General features: G+C 72.9%; 13 protein-coding genes and 1 pseudogene. 8 read left to right on the forward strand and 6 right to left on the reverse strand.

The window, feature by feature from the left end:
- The 5 genes and pseudogenes from ABZ321_RS39015 to ABZ321_RS39035 form a co-directional block, all read left to right on the forward strand.
- A pseudogene (locus ABZ321_RS39015) lies at positions 1-467 on the forward strand (hypothetical protein); the annotation flags it as partial.
- A 61-nt stretch (positions 468-528) separates the two neighbouring features.
- Positions 529-1,515 carry a hypothetical protein gene (locus ABZ321_RS39020; RefSeq protein WP_354900593.1) on the forward strand — a complete coding sequence of 329 codons (987 nt, stop codon included), beginning with the start codon at positions 529-531 and terminating at the stop codon, positions 1,513-1,515.
- Between the two features lie 20 nt (positions 1,516-1,535).
- The gene (locus ABZ321_RS39025; protein WP_354900594.1) at positions 1,536-3,188 is read left to right on the forward strand and encodes a hypothetical protein; all 1,653 of its coding nucleotides are present in this window, start codon (positions 1,536-1,538) and stop codon (positions 3,186-3,188) included.
- A 69-nt stretch (positions 3,189-3,257) separates the two neighbouring features.
- Entirely contained in the window at positions 3,258-4,700 is a 1,443-nt protein-coding gene (locus ABZ321_RS39030) for an NAD(P)/FAD-dependent oxidoreductase (RefSeq protein ID WP_354900595.1), read from the forward strand.
- A gap of 29 nt (positions 4,701-4,729) precedes the next feature.
- Entirely contained in the window at positions 4,730-5,527 is a 798-nt protein-coding gene (locus ABZ321_RS39035; protein ID WP_354900597.1) for an alpha/beta fold hydrolase, read from the forward strand.
- Here the strand turns inward: ABZ321_RS39035 and ABZ321_RS39040 are convergent.
- From ABZ321_RS39040 to ABZ321_RS39055, 4 genes are all read right to left on the reverse strand, one after another.
- Entirely contained in the window at positions 5,475-6,401 is a 927-nt protein-coding gene (locus tag ABZ321_RS39040) for a DUF559 domain-containing protein (protein ID WP_354900598.1), read from the reverse strand. The two genes, ABZ321_RS39035 and ABZ321_RS39040, sit on opposite strands and share 53 nt — an antisense overlap.
- A 700-nt stretch (positions 6,402-7,101) precedes the next feature.
- The gene (locus ABZ321_RS39045) at positions 7,102-8,181 is read right to left on the reverse strand and encodes a zinc-binding dehydrogenase (RefSeq protein WP_344503440.1); all 1,080 of its coding nucleotides are present in this window, start codon (positions 8,179-8,181) and stop codon (positions 7,102-7,104) included.
- On the reverse strand, positions 8,178-9,524 hold the full coding sequence (locus ABZ321_RS39050) for an aldehyde dehydrogenase family protein (protein ID WP_354900599.1): 1,347 nt from the start codon (positions 9,522-9,524) through the stop codon (positions 8,178-8,180). Before ABZ321_RS39050 ends, ABZ321_RS39045 begins: the two co-directional genes overlap by 4 nt.
- 38 nt (positions 9,525-9,562) lie before the next feature.
- Positions 9,563-10,714 (reverse strand): acyl-CoA dehydrogenase family protein, encoded by a 1,152-nt coding sequence (locus ABZ321_RS39055; RefSeq protein ID WP_354900600.1) that lies wholly within the window; start codon positions 10,712-10,714, stop codon positions 9,563-9,565.
- Positions 10,715-10,772: 58 nt separating this feature from the next.
- On the opposite strand from ABZ321_RS39055, the gene ABZ321_RS39060 reads away from it, so the two are divergent.
- The gene (locus ABZ321_RS39060; RefSeq protein WP_344503443.1) at positions 10,773-11,408 is read left to right on the forward strand and encodes a TetR/AcrR family transcriptional regulator; all 636 of its coding nucleotides are present in this window, start codon (positions 10,773-10,775) and stop codon (positions 11,406-11,408) included.
- Between the two features lie 139 nt (positions 11,409-11,547).
- On the opposite strand, the gene ABZ321_RS39065 is transcribed toward ABZ321_RS39060, so the two are convergent.
- Positions 11,548-11,997, reverse strand: coding sequence for a hypothetical protein (locus tag ABZ321_RS39065; protein WP_344503444.1), 450 nt, complete (start codon positions 11,995-11,997; stop codon positions 11,548-11,550).
- Positions 11,998-12,238: 241 nt separating this feature from the next.
- Positions 12,239-12,700, reverse strand: coding sequence for a PaaI family thioesterase (locus ABZ321_RS39070; RefSeq protein ID WP_354900602.1), 462 nt, complete (start codon positions 12,698-12,700; stop codon positions 12,239-12,241).
- 81 nt (positions 12,701-12,781) lie between these two features.
- On the opposite strand from ABZ321_RS39070, the gene ABZ321_RS39075 reads away from it, so the two are divergent.
- On the forward strand, positions 12,782-14,224 hold the full coding sequence (locus ABZ321_RS39075) for an AMP-binding protein (RefSeq protein WP_354900604.1): 1,443 nt from the start codon (positions 12,782-12,784) through the stop codon (positions 14,222-14,224).
- Positions 14,225-14,263: 39 nt separating this feature from the next.
- On the forward strand, positions 14,264-14,935 hold the full coding sequence (locus ABZ321_RS39080) for a response regulator transcription factor (RefSeq protein WP_344503447.1): 672 nt from the start codon (positions 14,264-14,266) through the stop codon (positions 14,933-14,935).

Consider the following 14,935-nt stretch of genomic DNA (forward strand, 5'->3'; position numbering starts at 1 on the left):
CCGGCGCGGCGGTGCCCGGCACCGGCATGCCCGGCGCCATGCCCGGCGCCATGCCCGGCATGCCCTCCGCGAACGGCAACATGCCCGTCAACGGCGCGCAGATGCCCGCGTACGGGGCCGCCTACGGCGCCGCGGCCGGCGTCCCCGCGATGCCGTCGCCGATGTCCTCCGTGCCGGCGCCCGGCTCCTACTACTCGTCCACGTCCTCCCTGACGTCGGAGGGTCACGCGTACGAGGTCCGGGCCCGCTGGCAGGAGCTGCAGCTGCGGTTCGTCGACGACCCGCAGACCGCGGCGGGCGAGGCGGAGCGCCTCGTCGACGACGCCCTCGCCGGGGTGACCGCGTCGCTGAACGCCCGCAAGGACCAGCTCAGCACCTGGCGCGCCAGCGGCCGGGACGACACCGAGCAGCTGCGCGCGGCGGTCCACGGTTACCGCGACTTCCTGACGCACCTCGTCGGTCCATAGTTACTGGTTTCGTTTGATACGCACTGTCTGGCGGGCATACCTCCTGTGAAGGAGGACCGCCATGACAACCACCCAAGTTCTCATCACGATCGTCGTGCTCCTGGTGATCGCGGCGATCGGTTACGGCATCTGGTTCGTCACCCGGCGGCGGGCGCTGCAGCACCGGTTCGGCCCCGAGTACGACCGGGCCGTCGCCGAGGGTGACAGCCGCGCCGCCGCCGAACGGGAGCTCCGCGAGCGGGAGCGCCGCCACGCCGAGCTGGAGCTGGAGCTGCGCGAGCTCACCCCGGAGGCGCGCACCCGGTACACCACCGCATGGACCGAGATCCAGGCCCGCTTCCTCGACGACCCCGCCGGCGCCGTCCGCGACGCCGACGCCCTCGTCACCGAACTGGTCGCCGAGCGCGGCTACCCGACCGGCGAGTACGAGGAGCAGGTCGCCCACCTTTCCGTCGAGCACGCGCGCACCCTCGGCCACTACCGCGACGCGCACGAGATCAGCGACCTCAGCGACCGCGGCGAGGCCACCACCGAACAACTGCGCCAGGCCGTCGTCCACTACCGCACCCTGTTCTCGGACCTGCTCGGCGTCGACGCCACCCCCGGCGCCACCCCGTCATCCGCGGCCCCCTCCGGTACTCCTATCTCCGGCGCTGCTATCTCCGGCGCTGCCGCCTCCGACGACGTCCGCGCTGCTCATGCGGTCCGCGCCGATGACGTCCGCGCCGATGACGTCCGTGCCGACGGTGTCCGTGCCGACGGTGTCCGTGCCGACGGTGTCCGTGCCGACGGTGTCCGTGCCGACGGTGTCCGTGCCGACGGTGTCCGTGCCGACGGTGCCCGCGCCGACGATGGCCGTGCTGACGGTGTCCGCGCTGACGGTGGCCGCGCCAATGCGGTCCACGCTGATGACGCCCGTGCCGACCATGTCCGTGCCGGCGCTGTCCGTGCCGACGATGCGGCTGACGCTTCCGCCGTCCGCGACACCGACGTGCCCGGGCAGCGCGACCCCGAGGACGTTCCCCGCGACACCAGCCGCCGGTCGTAGGCCGGGAAAGGAAACCCCCGATGCAGGATCAACGCGGCAACCTCGACGAGACGCACGTGCCCGGCCCCCGCCACCCCTCCGACGACGACAGCACCGACGACACCGCCGTGGGCACCGCTCACACCGACCACGAGACCGGCGTTGTCCACGACGCCGACGCCCGCACCGACGACGCGCGAGAAGGCGAGACGTACCCGGCGGGAACCTACGCCTCGGAGTCCGCCCTGACCGACGCCGACCACGACGGCATCGCCGACCGCGACGACGTCAAGCTCGTCGACCACGACCAGGCCCTGGAAGAAGAGCGCGCCGAGGACCGCGCCGACGGCGACCGCTCGGACGACACCCTGTCCGACGGCGGCTCCGACGACTGGACTGGGAACCGTGCCGGCGACGACCGCTCGGACGCCACTCAGGCCGAAGGTGGTCCCGACGACTGGGCGGGGGACCGTGCCGACGACGCGCGCTTGGACGACACCCTGGCCGACGAACGCTCCGACACCCGGGCCGACGATGGCTCCGTCGACCACTCCGACGATGGCTCCGCCGACTGGACCGGCGAGCGCTCCGACGACCGGGCTGACGACGGCTCCGGTGACCGGACAGACGATCGGAGCGGTGACTGGGCCGGCGGCGCGACGGACACCGGCAACCCCACCCGTGACGAGACGGCCGAGGAGATCGCGGCCCGTGACGAGGACGAGGCCCGGGGCGACGCCGACTTCGTCCCCGCGGACATCGAGTCGCGCGCCGACGAGCGCGGCGAGGAGGAAGCCGCCGCCGCGGAGGACGCCGAGGACCGTGCGTGGGCCGCGGACCACGCGACCCAGCTCCGGGCCGGCTCCCTGCCGGAGGACCAGTCGGACACCCGCGCGGGCGACCACACCGCAGTCCTCGCGGACGACCGCACCGACGACGAAGCTTCCGGCACGCGTTACGCCGACACCGCCGTCCTGACGGACGACCACACCGACGACAACGCCTCCGACACGCGCGACGCCCGCACCGACGGACGCATCGACGACGCGCCCACCTACGCGGGGGCCGACGACGCGTCCGCCTTCACCCACGCCGACGACGCGTCCGACTATGCGGCAACGGGCAACCGTGCCGACGACGATGCGGATGTCGATGTCGCCGACGACACTGATGCTGACACCGCGGACGACCGCCGGGACGGCACCCTCGCCGGGCCGGTCCTGACCGACGACCCAGTCGTGACCGACGAGCCCGTCACCGCCGGCGAGGACGGCGCCAGCAGCGAAGCGCTCGAAGGTGGCGAGGCGCTCGACGCCGGCGACGTCGTCGCGGTCCCCGTGCCGGCCGGAGCGGCGGACGGCGACACCACCGGCGCGGAGGGCGGGGCCGGGCAGGACCTGCGGCCCGGGGCGGTCGAGACGGTGCCGGTCGGAGCGATCTGGGCCGAAGGCGCCGCCGACGGCCTGCGCGAACGGTGGCGCGAGCTGCAGCTGCGCTTCATCGACGACCCGCGGTCCGTCGCCGGCGAGGCCGACCAGCTCGTCACCGAGGCGGTCACGGCCGTCACCGGAGCCCTCGAGTCGCAGCGGGCGCAGCTGAGCGCCTGGCAGCAGGAGGGCAGCGAGGACACGGAGCGGCTGCGGGCCGCGGTGCGCCAGTACCGCGACTTCCTGGACCGCCTGCTCGGCCTGTGACCGGATAGCTTCCCCGCGAAGATACCCGGTGGTAACCTCCCTGGTACCAGTCGGTACCAGGGAGGCTGCATGCACGTCAGGATCGCGATCGTCGGTGCGGGGTTCGGCGGCCTGGGCGCCGCGATCCGGCTCAAGCAGCGCGGCCACGACGACTTCGTCGTCTTCGAACGGGCGGCGGACCTCGGCGGCACCTGGCGCGACAACTCCTACCCGGGCTGCGCGTGCGACGTGCCCTCGCACGTCTACTCGTTCTCCTTCGCGCTGAACCCGGCCTGGAGCAACACGTACTCCCCGCAGCCCGAGATCTGGCAGTACCTGCGAAGCTGCGCGGACCGCTTCGGGCTGCGGCCCAGCATCCGCTTCGACACCGACGTGCGGCTCGCGTGCTGGGATGCCGCCGCCGGGCACTGGCGGATCGAGACGTCCCGCGGCGAGTGGACCGCCGACGTGCTGATCAGCGCCGGCGGCCCGCTCAACGAGCCGGTCGTCCCGAAGCTCGCCGGCCTGGAGACCTTCCGCGGCGAGACCTTCCACTCCTCCCGCTGGAACCACGACCTCGACCTGACCGGCCGCAGGGTCGCCGTCATCGGCACCGGGGCGTCGGCGATCCAGTTCGTGCCGGCGATCCAGCCCTCCGTCGCCCGCCTGACCCTCTTCCAGCGCACCGCCGCGTGGGTCATGCCGCGCAACGAACGCCCACTGCGTCGCTGGGAGCACACCCTGTACAAGCGGATCCCCGGCTCTCAACGCCTGATGCGCACGATCGTCTACTGGGCGATCGAGTCCACGGTCATCGGCTTCCTCCGCCCGCCCGTGATGCGGCTCGCGCAACGGATCGCGCTGCGCAACCTGCGCTCCGCCGTCACCGACCCGGCGCTGCGCGCCAAGCTGACCCCGGACTACGCGATGGGCTGCAAGCGGGTCCTCAAGTCCAACACCTACTACCCGTCGCTGACCCGGGACAACGTCGACGTGGTGACCGAGCCGATCGCGGAGGTCCGTCCACAAGGGATCGTCACCCGCGACGGCGTCGAGCACGAGGTCGACACCATCATCTTCGGTACCGGCTTCCACGTCACCGACCTCCCCATCTCCGAACGTGTCCGTGGCCGCGACGGCCGCAGCCTGGCCGAGGTGTGGCAGGGCAGCCCGCAGGCCTACCGCGGCACCACCGTCGCCGGCTTCCCCAACCTCTTCCTCCTGCTCGGCCCTAACACCGGCCTCGGCCACAACTCGGTCGTGCTGATGATCGAGGCCCAGATCGAATACGTCCTGGGCGCCCTGAAGACCCTGGATCGTGCGCGCAGCATCGAGCCGCGCGCGGAGGCGCAGCGTGCCTTCACCGCCGCCGTCGACCGCCGTATGACGAAGACGGTCTGGGCGACCGGTGGCTGCAGCAGCTGGTACATCGACACGACCGGCCGCAACTCCACCCTGTGGCCGGGGTCCACCTGGCGCTTCCGGCAGCGGATGAAGCGCTTCGACGTCACGGCATACGAGGTGACCGCATGACCGCACCGGAGCGCAGCGGAGGAGTGGGCATGACCCTGCACAGTGTCCGCAAGGGAACTGGTGAGCCGCTCGTGCTCATCCACGGCATCGGCCACCACTGGCGCGCCTGGGAGCCGGTCATCGACCTGCTCGCCGAGCACCACGACGTGATCGCGATCGACCTGCCCGGCTTCGGCCGCTCGCCCGCCCCGGCCGACAACCAGGGCATGCCGAGCGCCGTCGCGGCCCTGGCCGAGTACTTCGCCGAGACGGGCCTGGACCGGCCGCACGTCGCCGGAAACAGCCTCGGCGGTGCCATCGCCCTGGAGCTCGCCGCCGCCGGCCACGCCCGCTCGGCGACCGCCCTGTCGCCCGCCGGCTTCTGCACCCCCGCCCAGGTGCGCCGCGCGCTGAGCATCCTGCGCGGCCACCGTGTCGGCGCCTTCACCCCCACGCCGCTGCTGAAGGTCTTCTACCGCACCGGCTTCGGCAAGGCATTCTCCTTCGGCTGGCTGGTGCGCGACCCGAGCGTCCTCACCGCCGAACGCGCCCTCGCCGACACCCTGGCCCTGCGCGGCGGCAGGGGCTTCGGCGCCGTCGCCCGCCACGGCCGCGCCTACGCCTACACCGCCCGCCCCGACGTCCCGGTCACCGTCGCCTGGGGCTCCCGCGACCGCATCTTCCTGCCGGTCCAGGCAGGCGTCGCCCGCGAACGCCTCCCCGACGCCCACCACGTCGCCCTCGACGGCTGCGGCCACGTCCCCATGAGCGACAACCCCACCATGGTCGCGGAGGTCATTCTGCATACGACCACCGCCGCGACCATCCGTCCGCGCGCGCATTCATGACCGCCAGCGCCTCGCGCCGAACACCGTCTGGATCGCGGCGCAGGCGGGCGTGGGTGAACCGCACGACGGTCAGCCCCTCGGCCTGCAGCGCCGTGTCGCGGCGCAGATCCCGCTCCCGATCGGCGAGACCGGCGTGGAACTCCGTGCCGTCGAGCTCGAAGTCGACACCGGTGCGCGGGTCGAAGGCGTCCAGATACACCGTGTGCCCGCCCACCCTGACCGGTGCCTGCCATCGCAGGCCCTCGAATCCCGCACCGGCGAACACCCGCTGATACCCCCACAGCTCGAGGTGGCTCCTGCACCCCGCCTGCAGCAGCTCGACGAGCCGTGCCAGCCCGCGCCGCCCACCGATCCGTGGCGCGCGATCCAGGGCCGCCATGAGCCGATCGGGTGTCGTCATGCGGCGGTTGACCGCGACGATCGCCGCCGCCCGCCCCAGGTCCCGCTCCAGCAACGGCCAGCTGTCGACCACCGCCCGCTCGACGCGGACGACCCGCAACCCGTCGCGGACGACGACGTCGTCCAGCGGGGCCATCCGGCGATGGACACGGACGCCCGCCGCTCCGCGCAGGAAGTGCCCCGGCCCGATGGTGAGATGGATCGGGCCGGTGGCCGGCACGGGAAGCCGCCACACCTCCAGCGCACTGGTGTGTGACAGCGCGCCGCTCTCGCCGCCATACCGGGCGACGGCCCGCAGCAGTGCCCGCCTGTCGTCTGCCAGAGCCGAGTCGACGAACGTCTTCGGGCAGACCCTGACGATCTGGCCGCAGCCGGCGGCACGGTCGACAACAACCCGATCGACGACGCGGACGGCGGCGCGTCGGAGCACGACACCGTCGTTGGAGTCGGCGAACTGCTGGAGTGACCGGTGCATGCCTGAATGCTGCCCCGCCCGCGCTTTTCGCGCTTCGCGGCCTGCGCCGATCTGTGGATAACTGCCCGCTTGTGGACAACCGCGAAACGGCCACGGCCGCGCGCATGCGGATAGACGTTGCGCGATCTACCCACATTCCAGAGATCATTTTGTGGGTGGATCGCGCAGCGTCGATGGCGCAATTGGGGCAAGTTGGGGCATTGATCAGCGTATGTGTGAGAGGGGTGGCCGTGAGGTGCGGTTCGAGGTGAGGTGTGGCCGAGGTGCGGCGCTGGAGGTGGCGCCAGTGCTGCTGCGGGATGCGGTTCGAGGCTGGGTGCGACCTGAGGGGTGGGGCGGCGTTGATGGGTGCAGAGGGGGTGAATCGGGGCATTGATCAATGTCTGTGCGGATGGCGGGAGGCCGCGAGGTGTGGTTCGAGGCGAGGTGCGGCCCGAGATGCAGTGCTGGATGTGACGCCGGGTGCAGTGCGCGGTGTGGTTCGAGGGGGCGGGGCCAAGAAGTGCGCTCGCCGTGGGGCGAAATCCTGGGTGGAGCGGGCGTCAACGGCGCAACGGGCGGGCGTCGTGCCCCGCGACGGCCCCGCCGCCGGCGGGCGGCCGCACCCGCGACGGCCCCGCCGCCAGCGGCGGCCGCACCCGCGACACGTCCGCCGGCCATTGCCGGGTCGGGAGCGCGGGTGCGGGCGCCCGGAGTGACGTCAGAACCGCACGAGGGTGCGGGCGCCGACGCCGGAGCGCATGCGGTCGAAGGCGGCCGGCACCTCGGCCAGGGAGACGTGGTCGGTGACGAGGGCGGCCAGGTTCAGCGCCCCCGAGCGGTAGTGCGACAGCAGCACGGGCACGTCGACGGCGGGGTCGGTGCTGCCGTACATGCACCCGGTGAGCGTCCGGGCGAAGTACGCCACCTCCAAGGCGTTGAACGTCACCTCGTCGGTGCTGGAGCCCAGGCCGAGCACGGTGGCGCGCCCGCCGCGGCGGGTCACGGACCAGGCGGCGCGGATCGTCGCGGCGCGGCCGACGCACTCGATGGCGTGGTCGGCGCCCCGGCCGGAGGTCAGCGCGCGGACCTCCTTGGCCAGCGACGGGCCGGGGGCCAGGAAGTGGGTCGCGCCCAGCGACAGCGCCAGCGAAGACTTCGACGGGGACGCGTCGACGGCGATGACTGTGGACGCCCCGGCGATGCGGGCGCCCTGCAGGGCCGCGAGACCGACGCCGCCGAGGCCGATCACGACGACCGATTCCCCGGAACGCACCCGGGCGGAGTTGAGGACCGCCCCCACGCCGGTGAGGACCGCGCAGCCGAGCAGGGCCGCCTCCTCGAGCGGGATGTCCGCCGGCACGGGGATGCAGGCGTGCGCGCCGATGACCGTCTCGGTGGCGAACGCCCCGGTGCCGAGGCCCGCGTAGAGGTCGTCTCCGAGCGCGGTGCGCGCGTAGGGCACCCCGCGGGCGTCGTCGGCGTGCGAGCACAGATACGGCTCGCCGGCTGAACAGAACCAGCAGGAGCGGCATGGCGGCGACCAGTTCAGCACCACGTGGTCGCCGACCGAGATGTCCGAGACGGAGGACCCGACCTCCACGACGACGCCGGCGCCCTCGTGGCCGAGCACCACCGGGAACGGCTGGCGGAGGGTGCCGTTGGCCAGGGACAGGTCGGAGTGGCAGACCCCGGCCGCCGCCAGGCGCACCCGCACCTGCGACGGGCCGACGGGGTTCAGCACGACGTCCTCGACCGAGGCGGGACCGTCCACCGCTCGCAGTACCAGCGCGGACGTCACAGCTGGATCGCCTTCACCGACGTGAACTCCTCGAAGCCGTGGACGCCGAGCTCACGCCCGTATCCGGAGTCCCCGATCCCGCCGAACGGCGCGAGGGGGTTGAACGAGCCGCCGTTGACGTCGACCTGACCGGTCCGGAGGCGGCGGGCGACCGCGAGCGCACGCTCGGGGGACCCCGACCAGACGCTGCCGGCCAGGCCGTACGGCGTCCCGTTGGCGATCTGGACGGCGTCGTCCTCGTCGCGGTACCGGATGATCGACAGGACCGGCCCGAAGATCTCCTCCTGCGCGATGACGGAGGCGGGGTCCACGTCGGCGAAGACGACCGGCGCCACGTAGTAGCCGACGTCGGGCACGGAGCCGTCGCCCAGCGCCATCCGGGCACCGTCGGCGACGCCACGCGCGATGTAGGACCGCACGCGGTCGCGCTGGGCGGCGGAGGCGAGGGGTCCGAGACGGGTCGCCGGGTCGGTGGGGTCGCCGACGGTGTACTTCGAAGCGGCCGCGACGGCCAGGTCGACCACCTCGTCGTGCTGGGACTCGTGCACGAGGAGGCGGGTCCAGGCGGTGCAGGTCTGGCCGGAGTTCAGGTAGCAGTTGCCGATGCCGACCTTCACCGCGGCGGCCAGGTCGGCGTCCGGCAGGATCACGTTGGCGGACTTCCCGCCGAGCTCGAGCGAGACCCGCGCGAGATGCGACGCGGCGAGGGCGGCCACGGTACGGCCGGCGCCCGTCGACCCGGTGAACGACACGAGATCCACCCCGGCGTGCCCCGCCAGGGCCGCCCCGGTCGGGTCGCCGTAGCCGGTGACCAGGTTGTACACGCCCGACGGCAGCCCCGCCTCGCGGACCAGCTCGGCGAGCCGCAGCGCGGACAGGGGCGCGACCTCGCTCGGCTTGTGCACGACGGTGTTGCCGGCCGCGAGGGCCGGGGCGAGCTTCGCGACCGTCTGGTGCAGCGGATAGTTCCACGGGGTGATCGCCGCGACGACCCCGACCGGGTCGCGCACGACGAGGGAGTTGCCGATCCGCTCCTCGCACTCGTCGCGGTTGAGCAGGTCGACCATCGAGGACAGCACCGCGATCGGCAGGCCCACCTGCACCTTGCGGGCGATGGCCAGCGGCGCGCCCATCTCCGCGGTGATGATGCCGGCGAGCTCGTCGGCGTGCGCGACGAGCAGGTCGCGCAGCGCCGCCAGGTGCGCGGCGCGCTCGGCCCGCGGCAGCGCCGACCACGGCCCGAGGGCGGCCCGGGCGGCGGCAACGGCCGGGTCCACGGAATCGGTCTCCGGAACGGACCCGATGACCTCCTCGGTCGCCGGGTTGTAGACGTCGATGCTCATGCCGCCACCTTCCGCTGCGCTCCGCTCATTCAGGCCCCCTAGACGAACGCGTTCACGCCGGTGAGGGCGCGACCGATGATGAGTTTCTGGATCTGGCTCGTCCCCTCGTACACGGTAGTGACCCGTGCGTCGCGCAGGTACTTGCCGACGGGGTATTCGTCGATGTACCCGTAACCGCCGAAGACCTGCAGCGCCGCGTTCGCCGAGCGGACGGCGGCCTCGGAGGCGTACAGCTTCGCGGTGGACGACTCGGTGGCGAAGGGCAGCCCCCGGTCGATCAGGTCGGCGACCCGCCAGGTCAGCAGCCGCGCCGCGTCGGCCTCGACGGAGATGTCGGCGATGAGCTGCTGCACCAGCTGGAACGAGGCGATCGGCCGCCCGAACTGAGAACGCTGCTTCGCGTAGGCGACGGCGGCGTCGAGGCAGCCCTGGATGATGCCGACGCAGCCGGCCGCCAGGGACATCCGGCCTTTCGCCAGGGCCGACATCGCGATCTTGAAGCCCTGGCCCAGCTCGCCGAGCAGCGCGTCCTCGCCGACCGTGACGCCCTCGAAGGTCAGCGCCGCGGTCGCCTGCCCGCGCAGGCCGAGCTTGCCGTGGATCTCCTCGATCCGCAGGCCCGGCGTGTCCGTCGGCACCAGGAAGGCCGACACCCCCTTCGGGCCCGGTCCGCCGGTGCGGGCGAAGACCACCGCGACCTGCGCCCAGGTGCCGTTGGTGATGAACATCTTCGCGCCGTCCAGCCGCCAGCCCCCGTCCACCCGGGTCGCCCGCGTCGACAGCGCACCCGCGTCGGAGCCCGTGTCGGGCTCGGTCAGCGCGAAGCAGCCCAGGGCGTCGCCGGCGCACAGCCGCGGCAACCAGGCGGCCTTCTGTTCGGGCGTGCCGTAGCCGTTGATGCTCTTGGCGACCAGGCCGAGGGACACCGACACGATGCCGCGCACCGACGAGTCGCCCTTGCCGAGCTCCTCCAGGACCAGGCAGTACGTGGTGTGGTCGCCACCGCTGCCGCCGTGCTCCTCGGGGATCGTGATGCCGAAGATCCCCAGGTCGGCGAGCTTCTTGACGATCGCGAGGTCGACGTGCTCGGCGCGGTCCCAGGCGGCGGCGTGCGGGGTGATCTCGCGGCTGACGAAGTCGGCGGTGACCTGGCGGATCGCGCGCTGATCGTCGTTGAGCGTGAAGTCCATGCAAGCTCCAAGAAACCCGGTCCGTTAACTAACGCCGTTAGTTTCTAAGATCGTAGCCATGGTTCGCCCCAGAACGCCACTCCTCAGCCGTGACCGCATCGTCGAGGTCGCCACCGCGATCGTCGACGCCGACGGGCTCGACGCGCTGTCGACCCGGCGGCTGGCCCGCGAGCTGGGCGTCCAGGCGCCGTCGCTGTACAACCACTTCGCCACGAAGGAGCAGATCGTCGACGCGATCGGCGACGCCATCGTCGCCGGTGTCGACCTGTCCATGCTCGGCCGCGACCCGTGGCCGGAGGCGCTGAAGGCGTGGGCGCGGGCCTACCGGGCGGCGTTCCGCGCGCACCCCAACGTGGTGCCGTTCCTGGCGCGCGGCCCGGCCCGCCGGCCCGCGTCGCTGCGCCTGGCGGACGCGGTCTACGGCGCGCTCGTGGACGCCGGGTGGTCGCCGGGGCACGCGACCCGGATCGGCGCGACCATGCGGTTCTTCGTCGCCGGTTCGGCGCTGGGCTCGTTCGCGCTCGGCTTCGTCGACGACCCGGACCTGTACGCGAGGGACTACCCGCACCTGCGCGACGCCCATCGCCTGGCGGAGCGGCACACCCACGTCGACGACAGCGCGTTCGAGCTGGGCCTGGAGGCGCTGGTGGACGGCCTGGAGCGCAAGTTCGAGCGGCTTCAAGAGTCGGATTAGGACAGGGGCCAGGCCCCGCCTCCTGCGGCATGACAACCCGTGGCACGACCGGCGGTGGCGCGACCGGCAGTGGCACGACCGACAGTGGCACGACCGGCGGTGGCGCGACCGGCGGTGGCGGCGCGCCGCGCGAGCGCGGCTAGGCCGCGACCTCCTGCGGCATGACCAGCAGCAGCTGGCCGCCGGGGCGGGTGCTCATGCGGACCGGCAGGCTCATCATCCGGCCGGCGCGGATCAGGACCGTGGCGGTCTCCAGGTCGGGGACCCGCAGGCCGGGGGAGCCGGACCGGGACGGCCCCGACACCATCAGCACGCCCCGCCACGCCGACTCGGCGAGCTGGCGGGCGTGGCGGATCTGGCGCGCCGACCGGGGCAGCTCGGGCGCGCCGCACAGGTCCGCGTACCCCTGCTGCCAGGCGCGGTCGAGGAAGGAGACGGCGTCGCAGAACACGCGGAAGATCTCGTAACGGTGGCGGGTGCCGGCGGTGTAGCGGTGCACGCTCGCCGAGTGGCCGGCCGCTCCGAGCAGCTCGACCAGCCGGTCCGCGGCGACGGAGCGGTTGAACTCGGCGAGCACCCCCGCTGGCACGTGTGTGAACGCGGAACGGACCCGGGCACCCCCCAGCGCCCGGGCTCGTCCTCCTCCGCCACACACCCCTGCACATCGCACCAGCACGGCCGCCTCGAACGCGGCGACGGTCGAGGCCCGATAGCGCTCGCCGGTTGACACGATGTCCACCCGTTCACCGTGGCGGTTCGGACCGTACCGGCGGAATCGCGCACGTCGTTCCTTGAGAGAAACTTGACGCTGCGAAACCGGGCCGAAAAGGTCAGACCGCCATGAGAACCTGCGTGCAGCGGCTGGCCGCAAGCGTGGTGCCGTCGGCGTCGTACAGCTCCGCGGCGCAGAACACGACCTTCCTGGTCCGGCGCAGGACGGTGCCCACGGCGCGCAGCGTCCCGGGCCGGGTCGGCCGGAAGAACTCGACCCGCAGGTCCGCGGTCAGGAACAGCTCGTCGCGGTCCAGCGTCGTGAAGCAGGCGCCGCCCATCGCCGAGTCGAGGATCGCGGTCACCAGGCCGCCCTGGATCACCGGGCCGCCGGGGGTGGTGAAGCCGTAGTCGACGGTCGCGTCCCACTCCACGGTCGAGCCGCCGGGCTCCCAGCCGGTGCGCCGGAAGCCCAGCGTCCGCCACAGGTTGGGGCCGGCGCTTCCGTTGACGCCCCGGCTGGAGCCCCAGTCGCCGACGTCGGCGAACCGCTCGCCGGCGGTGATCGGACGGTCCGTCATGATGCGGCTCCCTCGCGAGGACTTGACAGTACCCAGGTATCGGCATAGTCAGTGTAGAAACATTGCGACTGGAGGTCGTCGATGCCCAACCTCGCCCGCCTCGCGGAGGCGTCCCTCGACCGGCACGGCGACTACCCGGCACTCTGCTTCGAGGGCGCCTGGCACACGTCGGGGGAGGGGCACGAGCGCGCGACCCGCATCGCCGGAGGGCTGCGCGCGGCCGGGGTGCGCCCCGGCGACCGGGTGGCGGTCGTCATGGCCAACTGTCCCGAGGTTTCGCAGGTGTACGAGGCGGTATGGCGCGCCGGCGCGGTGGTCACACCGGTGGTCTTCCTCGTCACCGCCGACGAGCTCCGTCACGTCCTGCGCGACTCGGGCGCCGTCGCCGTCGTCACCTCGCCGGAGCTGGTGCCCAAGTTCGGCGACCTGTGCCGCGAGCTCGGCGTGCCCGCGATCGTCGTCGGCACCCCGTCCTTCGACGCGCTGCTGGCGGCCGACCCGATCCCGGTCGTGGACCGGGACCCCGGTGAGCTCGCGGCACTGCTGTACACCGGCGGCACCACCGGACGGAGCAAGGGTGTCGCGCTCAGTCACGCCAACCTGGCGCACGCGGGGCGGGTCTCGCGGGAGGCGGCCCACACGCCCGGCCTCAACACCGGCATCACCGCACTGCCGCTGTCGCACTCCTACGGCCTGATGGTCACCGTCGGCGCGATGCAGGCCGCGGAGCCGCCGGTCGCGGTGCTGCAACGGTGGTTCGAGCCCGCCGGCTGGCTGCGGCTCGCCGCGGAGCAGCGGGCGCAGACCGCCGCCGTCGTCCCGTCGATGATCGTCATGCTGCTCGGCCAGCCCCTGGCGGAGCACGACCTGAGCGCGCTGCGGTTCGTGTTCTCCGGCGCCGCCCCGCTGCCACCCGCCGCGGCCGCGGCGTTCGAGCGGCTGGTGCCGTCCGCGCGGGTCCTCGAAGGGTACGGCTGCACCGAGACCGGCGGGATCGTCAGCGGCAGCCCCCTGGACGCGCCCCGCCGCGGCACGGTCGGCAAGCCCCTCGAAGGCATCGAGGTCCGGCTCGGCGACGACGGCGAGATCCTCGTCCGCGGCCCGAACGTGATGCGTGGCTACTGGGGCGCGCGGGACAGCGGCGCGACGGGCGGGTGGTTCGCGACCGGCGACATCGGCGCGATCGACGGCGACGGGTACCTCAGCATCATCGACCGCAAGAAGGACCTCATCATCCGGGGCGGGTTCAACGTGTACCCGCGTGACGTCGAGGACGCGTTGACGGCCCACCCCGCCGTCGCGATGGCCGCCGTGGTCGGCCGGCCCGACGAGCGGCTCGGCGAGGAGGTGGTCGCGTTCGTGTCGCTGACGGCCCCCGGCGCGGCGACCGCCGACGAGCTCGACGCCTACGCCCGCGAGCACCTCGCCCCGACGAAACGGCCGCGGGAGATCCGCGTCCTGGACCAGATCCCGCTGACCAGCGTCGGCAAACTCAACCGGAAGGCGCTGCGGACCCTCATCTGAGCACACGCGCTGTTGCCCTTGCGAATACCATGGCGCACGATGCGAGTGATGCTGGTCGAAGATGACGCCCGGGTGGCGGCCGCGCTGGCCACCGCCCTGCGCCGGCGCGGGCACGACGTCGCGCACTGCCCGACCGCGCAGACGGCCCTCGACACGTTCGCGGGCGAGCCGTTCGACCTGGTGCTGCTCGACCTCAACCTGCCCGACGGCGACGGCATCGAGGTGTGTCGCACCCTGCGCCGCAAGGACGAGTCGGTCGCGATCATCGCCGTCACCGCCCGCGGTGAGGAGCGCGACCGGGTCATCGGGCTGCAGACCGGCGCCGACGACTACGTCGTGAAGCCCTACTCGATGGCGGAGCTCAACGCGCGCATCGAGGCCGTGCTGCGCCGCGCGACGCGGGCGCAGCAGAGCGCCGTCGAGGTCCTCGCGGCCGGACCGGTCCGGGTCGACGTGGCCGCCCGCCAGGTCACCGTCGCCGGCCGGGACGTCGCGCTCACCCGCAAGGAGTTCGAGATCCTCGCCGTGCTCGTGCGCACGCCGGGCGTCGTCGTCACGTACGACCGGCTGATCCTCGCCGTGTGGCAGACCAGCTTCGTCGGCCGGCACACCCTGGACGTGCACGTCGGCTCGCTGCGGGCGAAGCTCGACGTGCCGGGCCTGGTGCAGACCGTCCGCGGCGTCGGTTACCGCCTCGTGCCGGGACTCTGA

The organism is Dactylosporangium sp. NPDC006015 (assembly GCF_040614215.1).
Taxonomy (GTDB): Bacteria; Actinomycetota; Actinomycetes; order Mycobacteriales; family Micromonosporaceae; genus Dactylosporangium; species Dactylosporangium maewongense.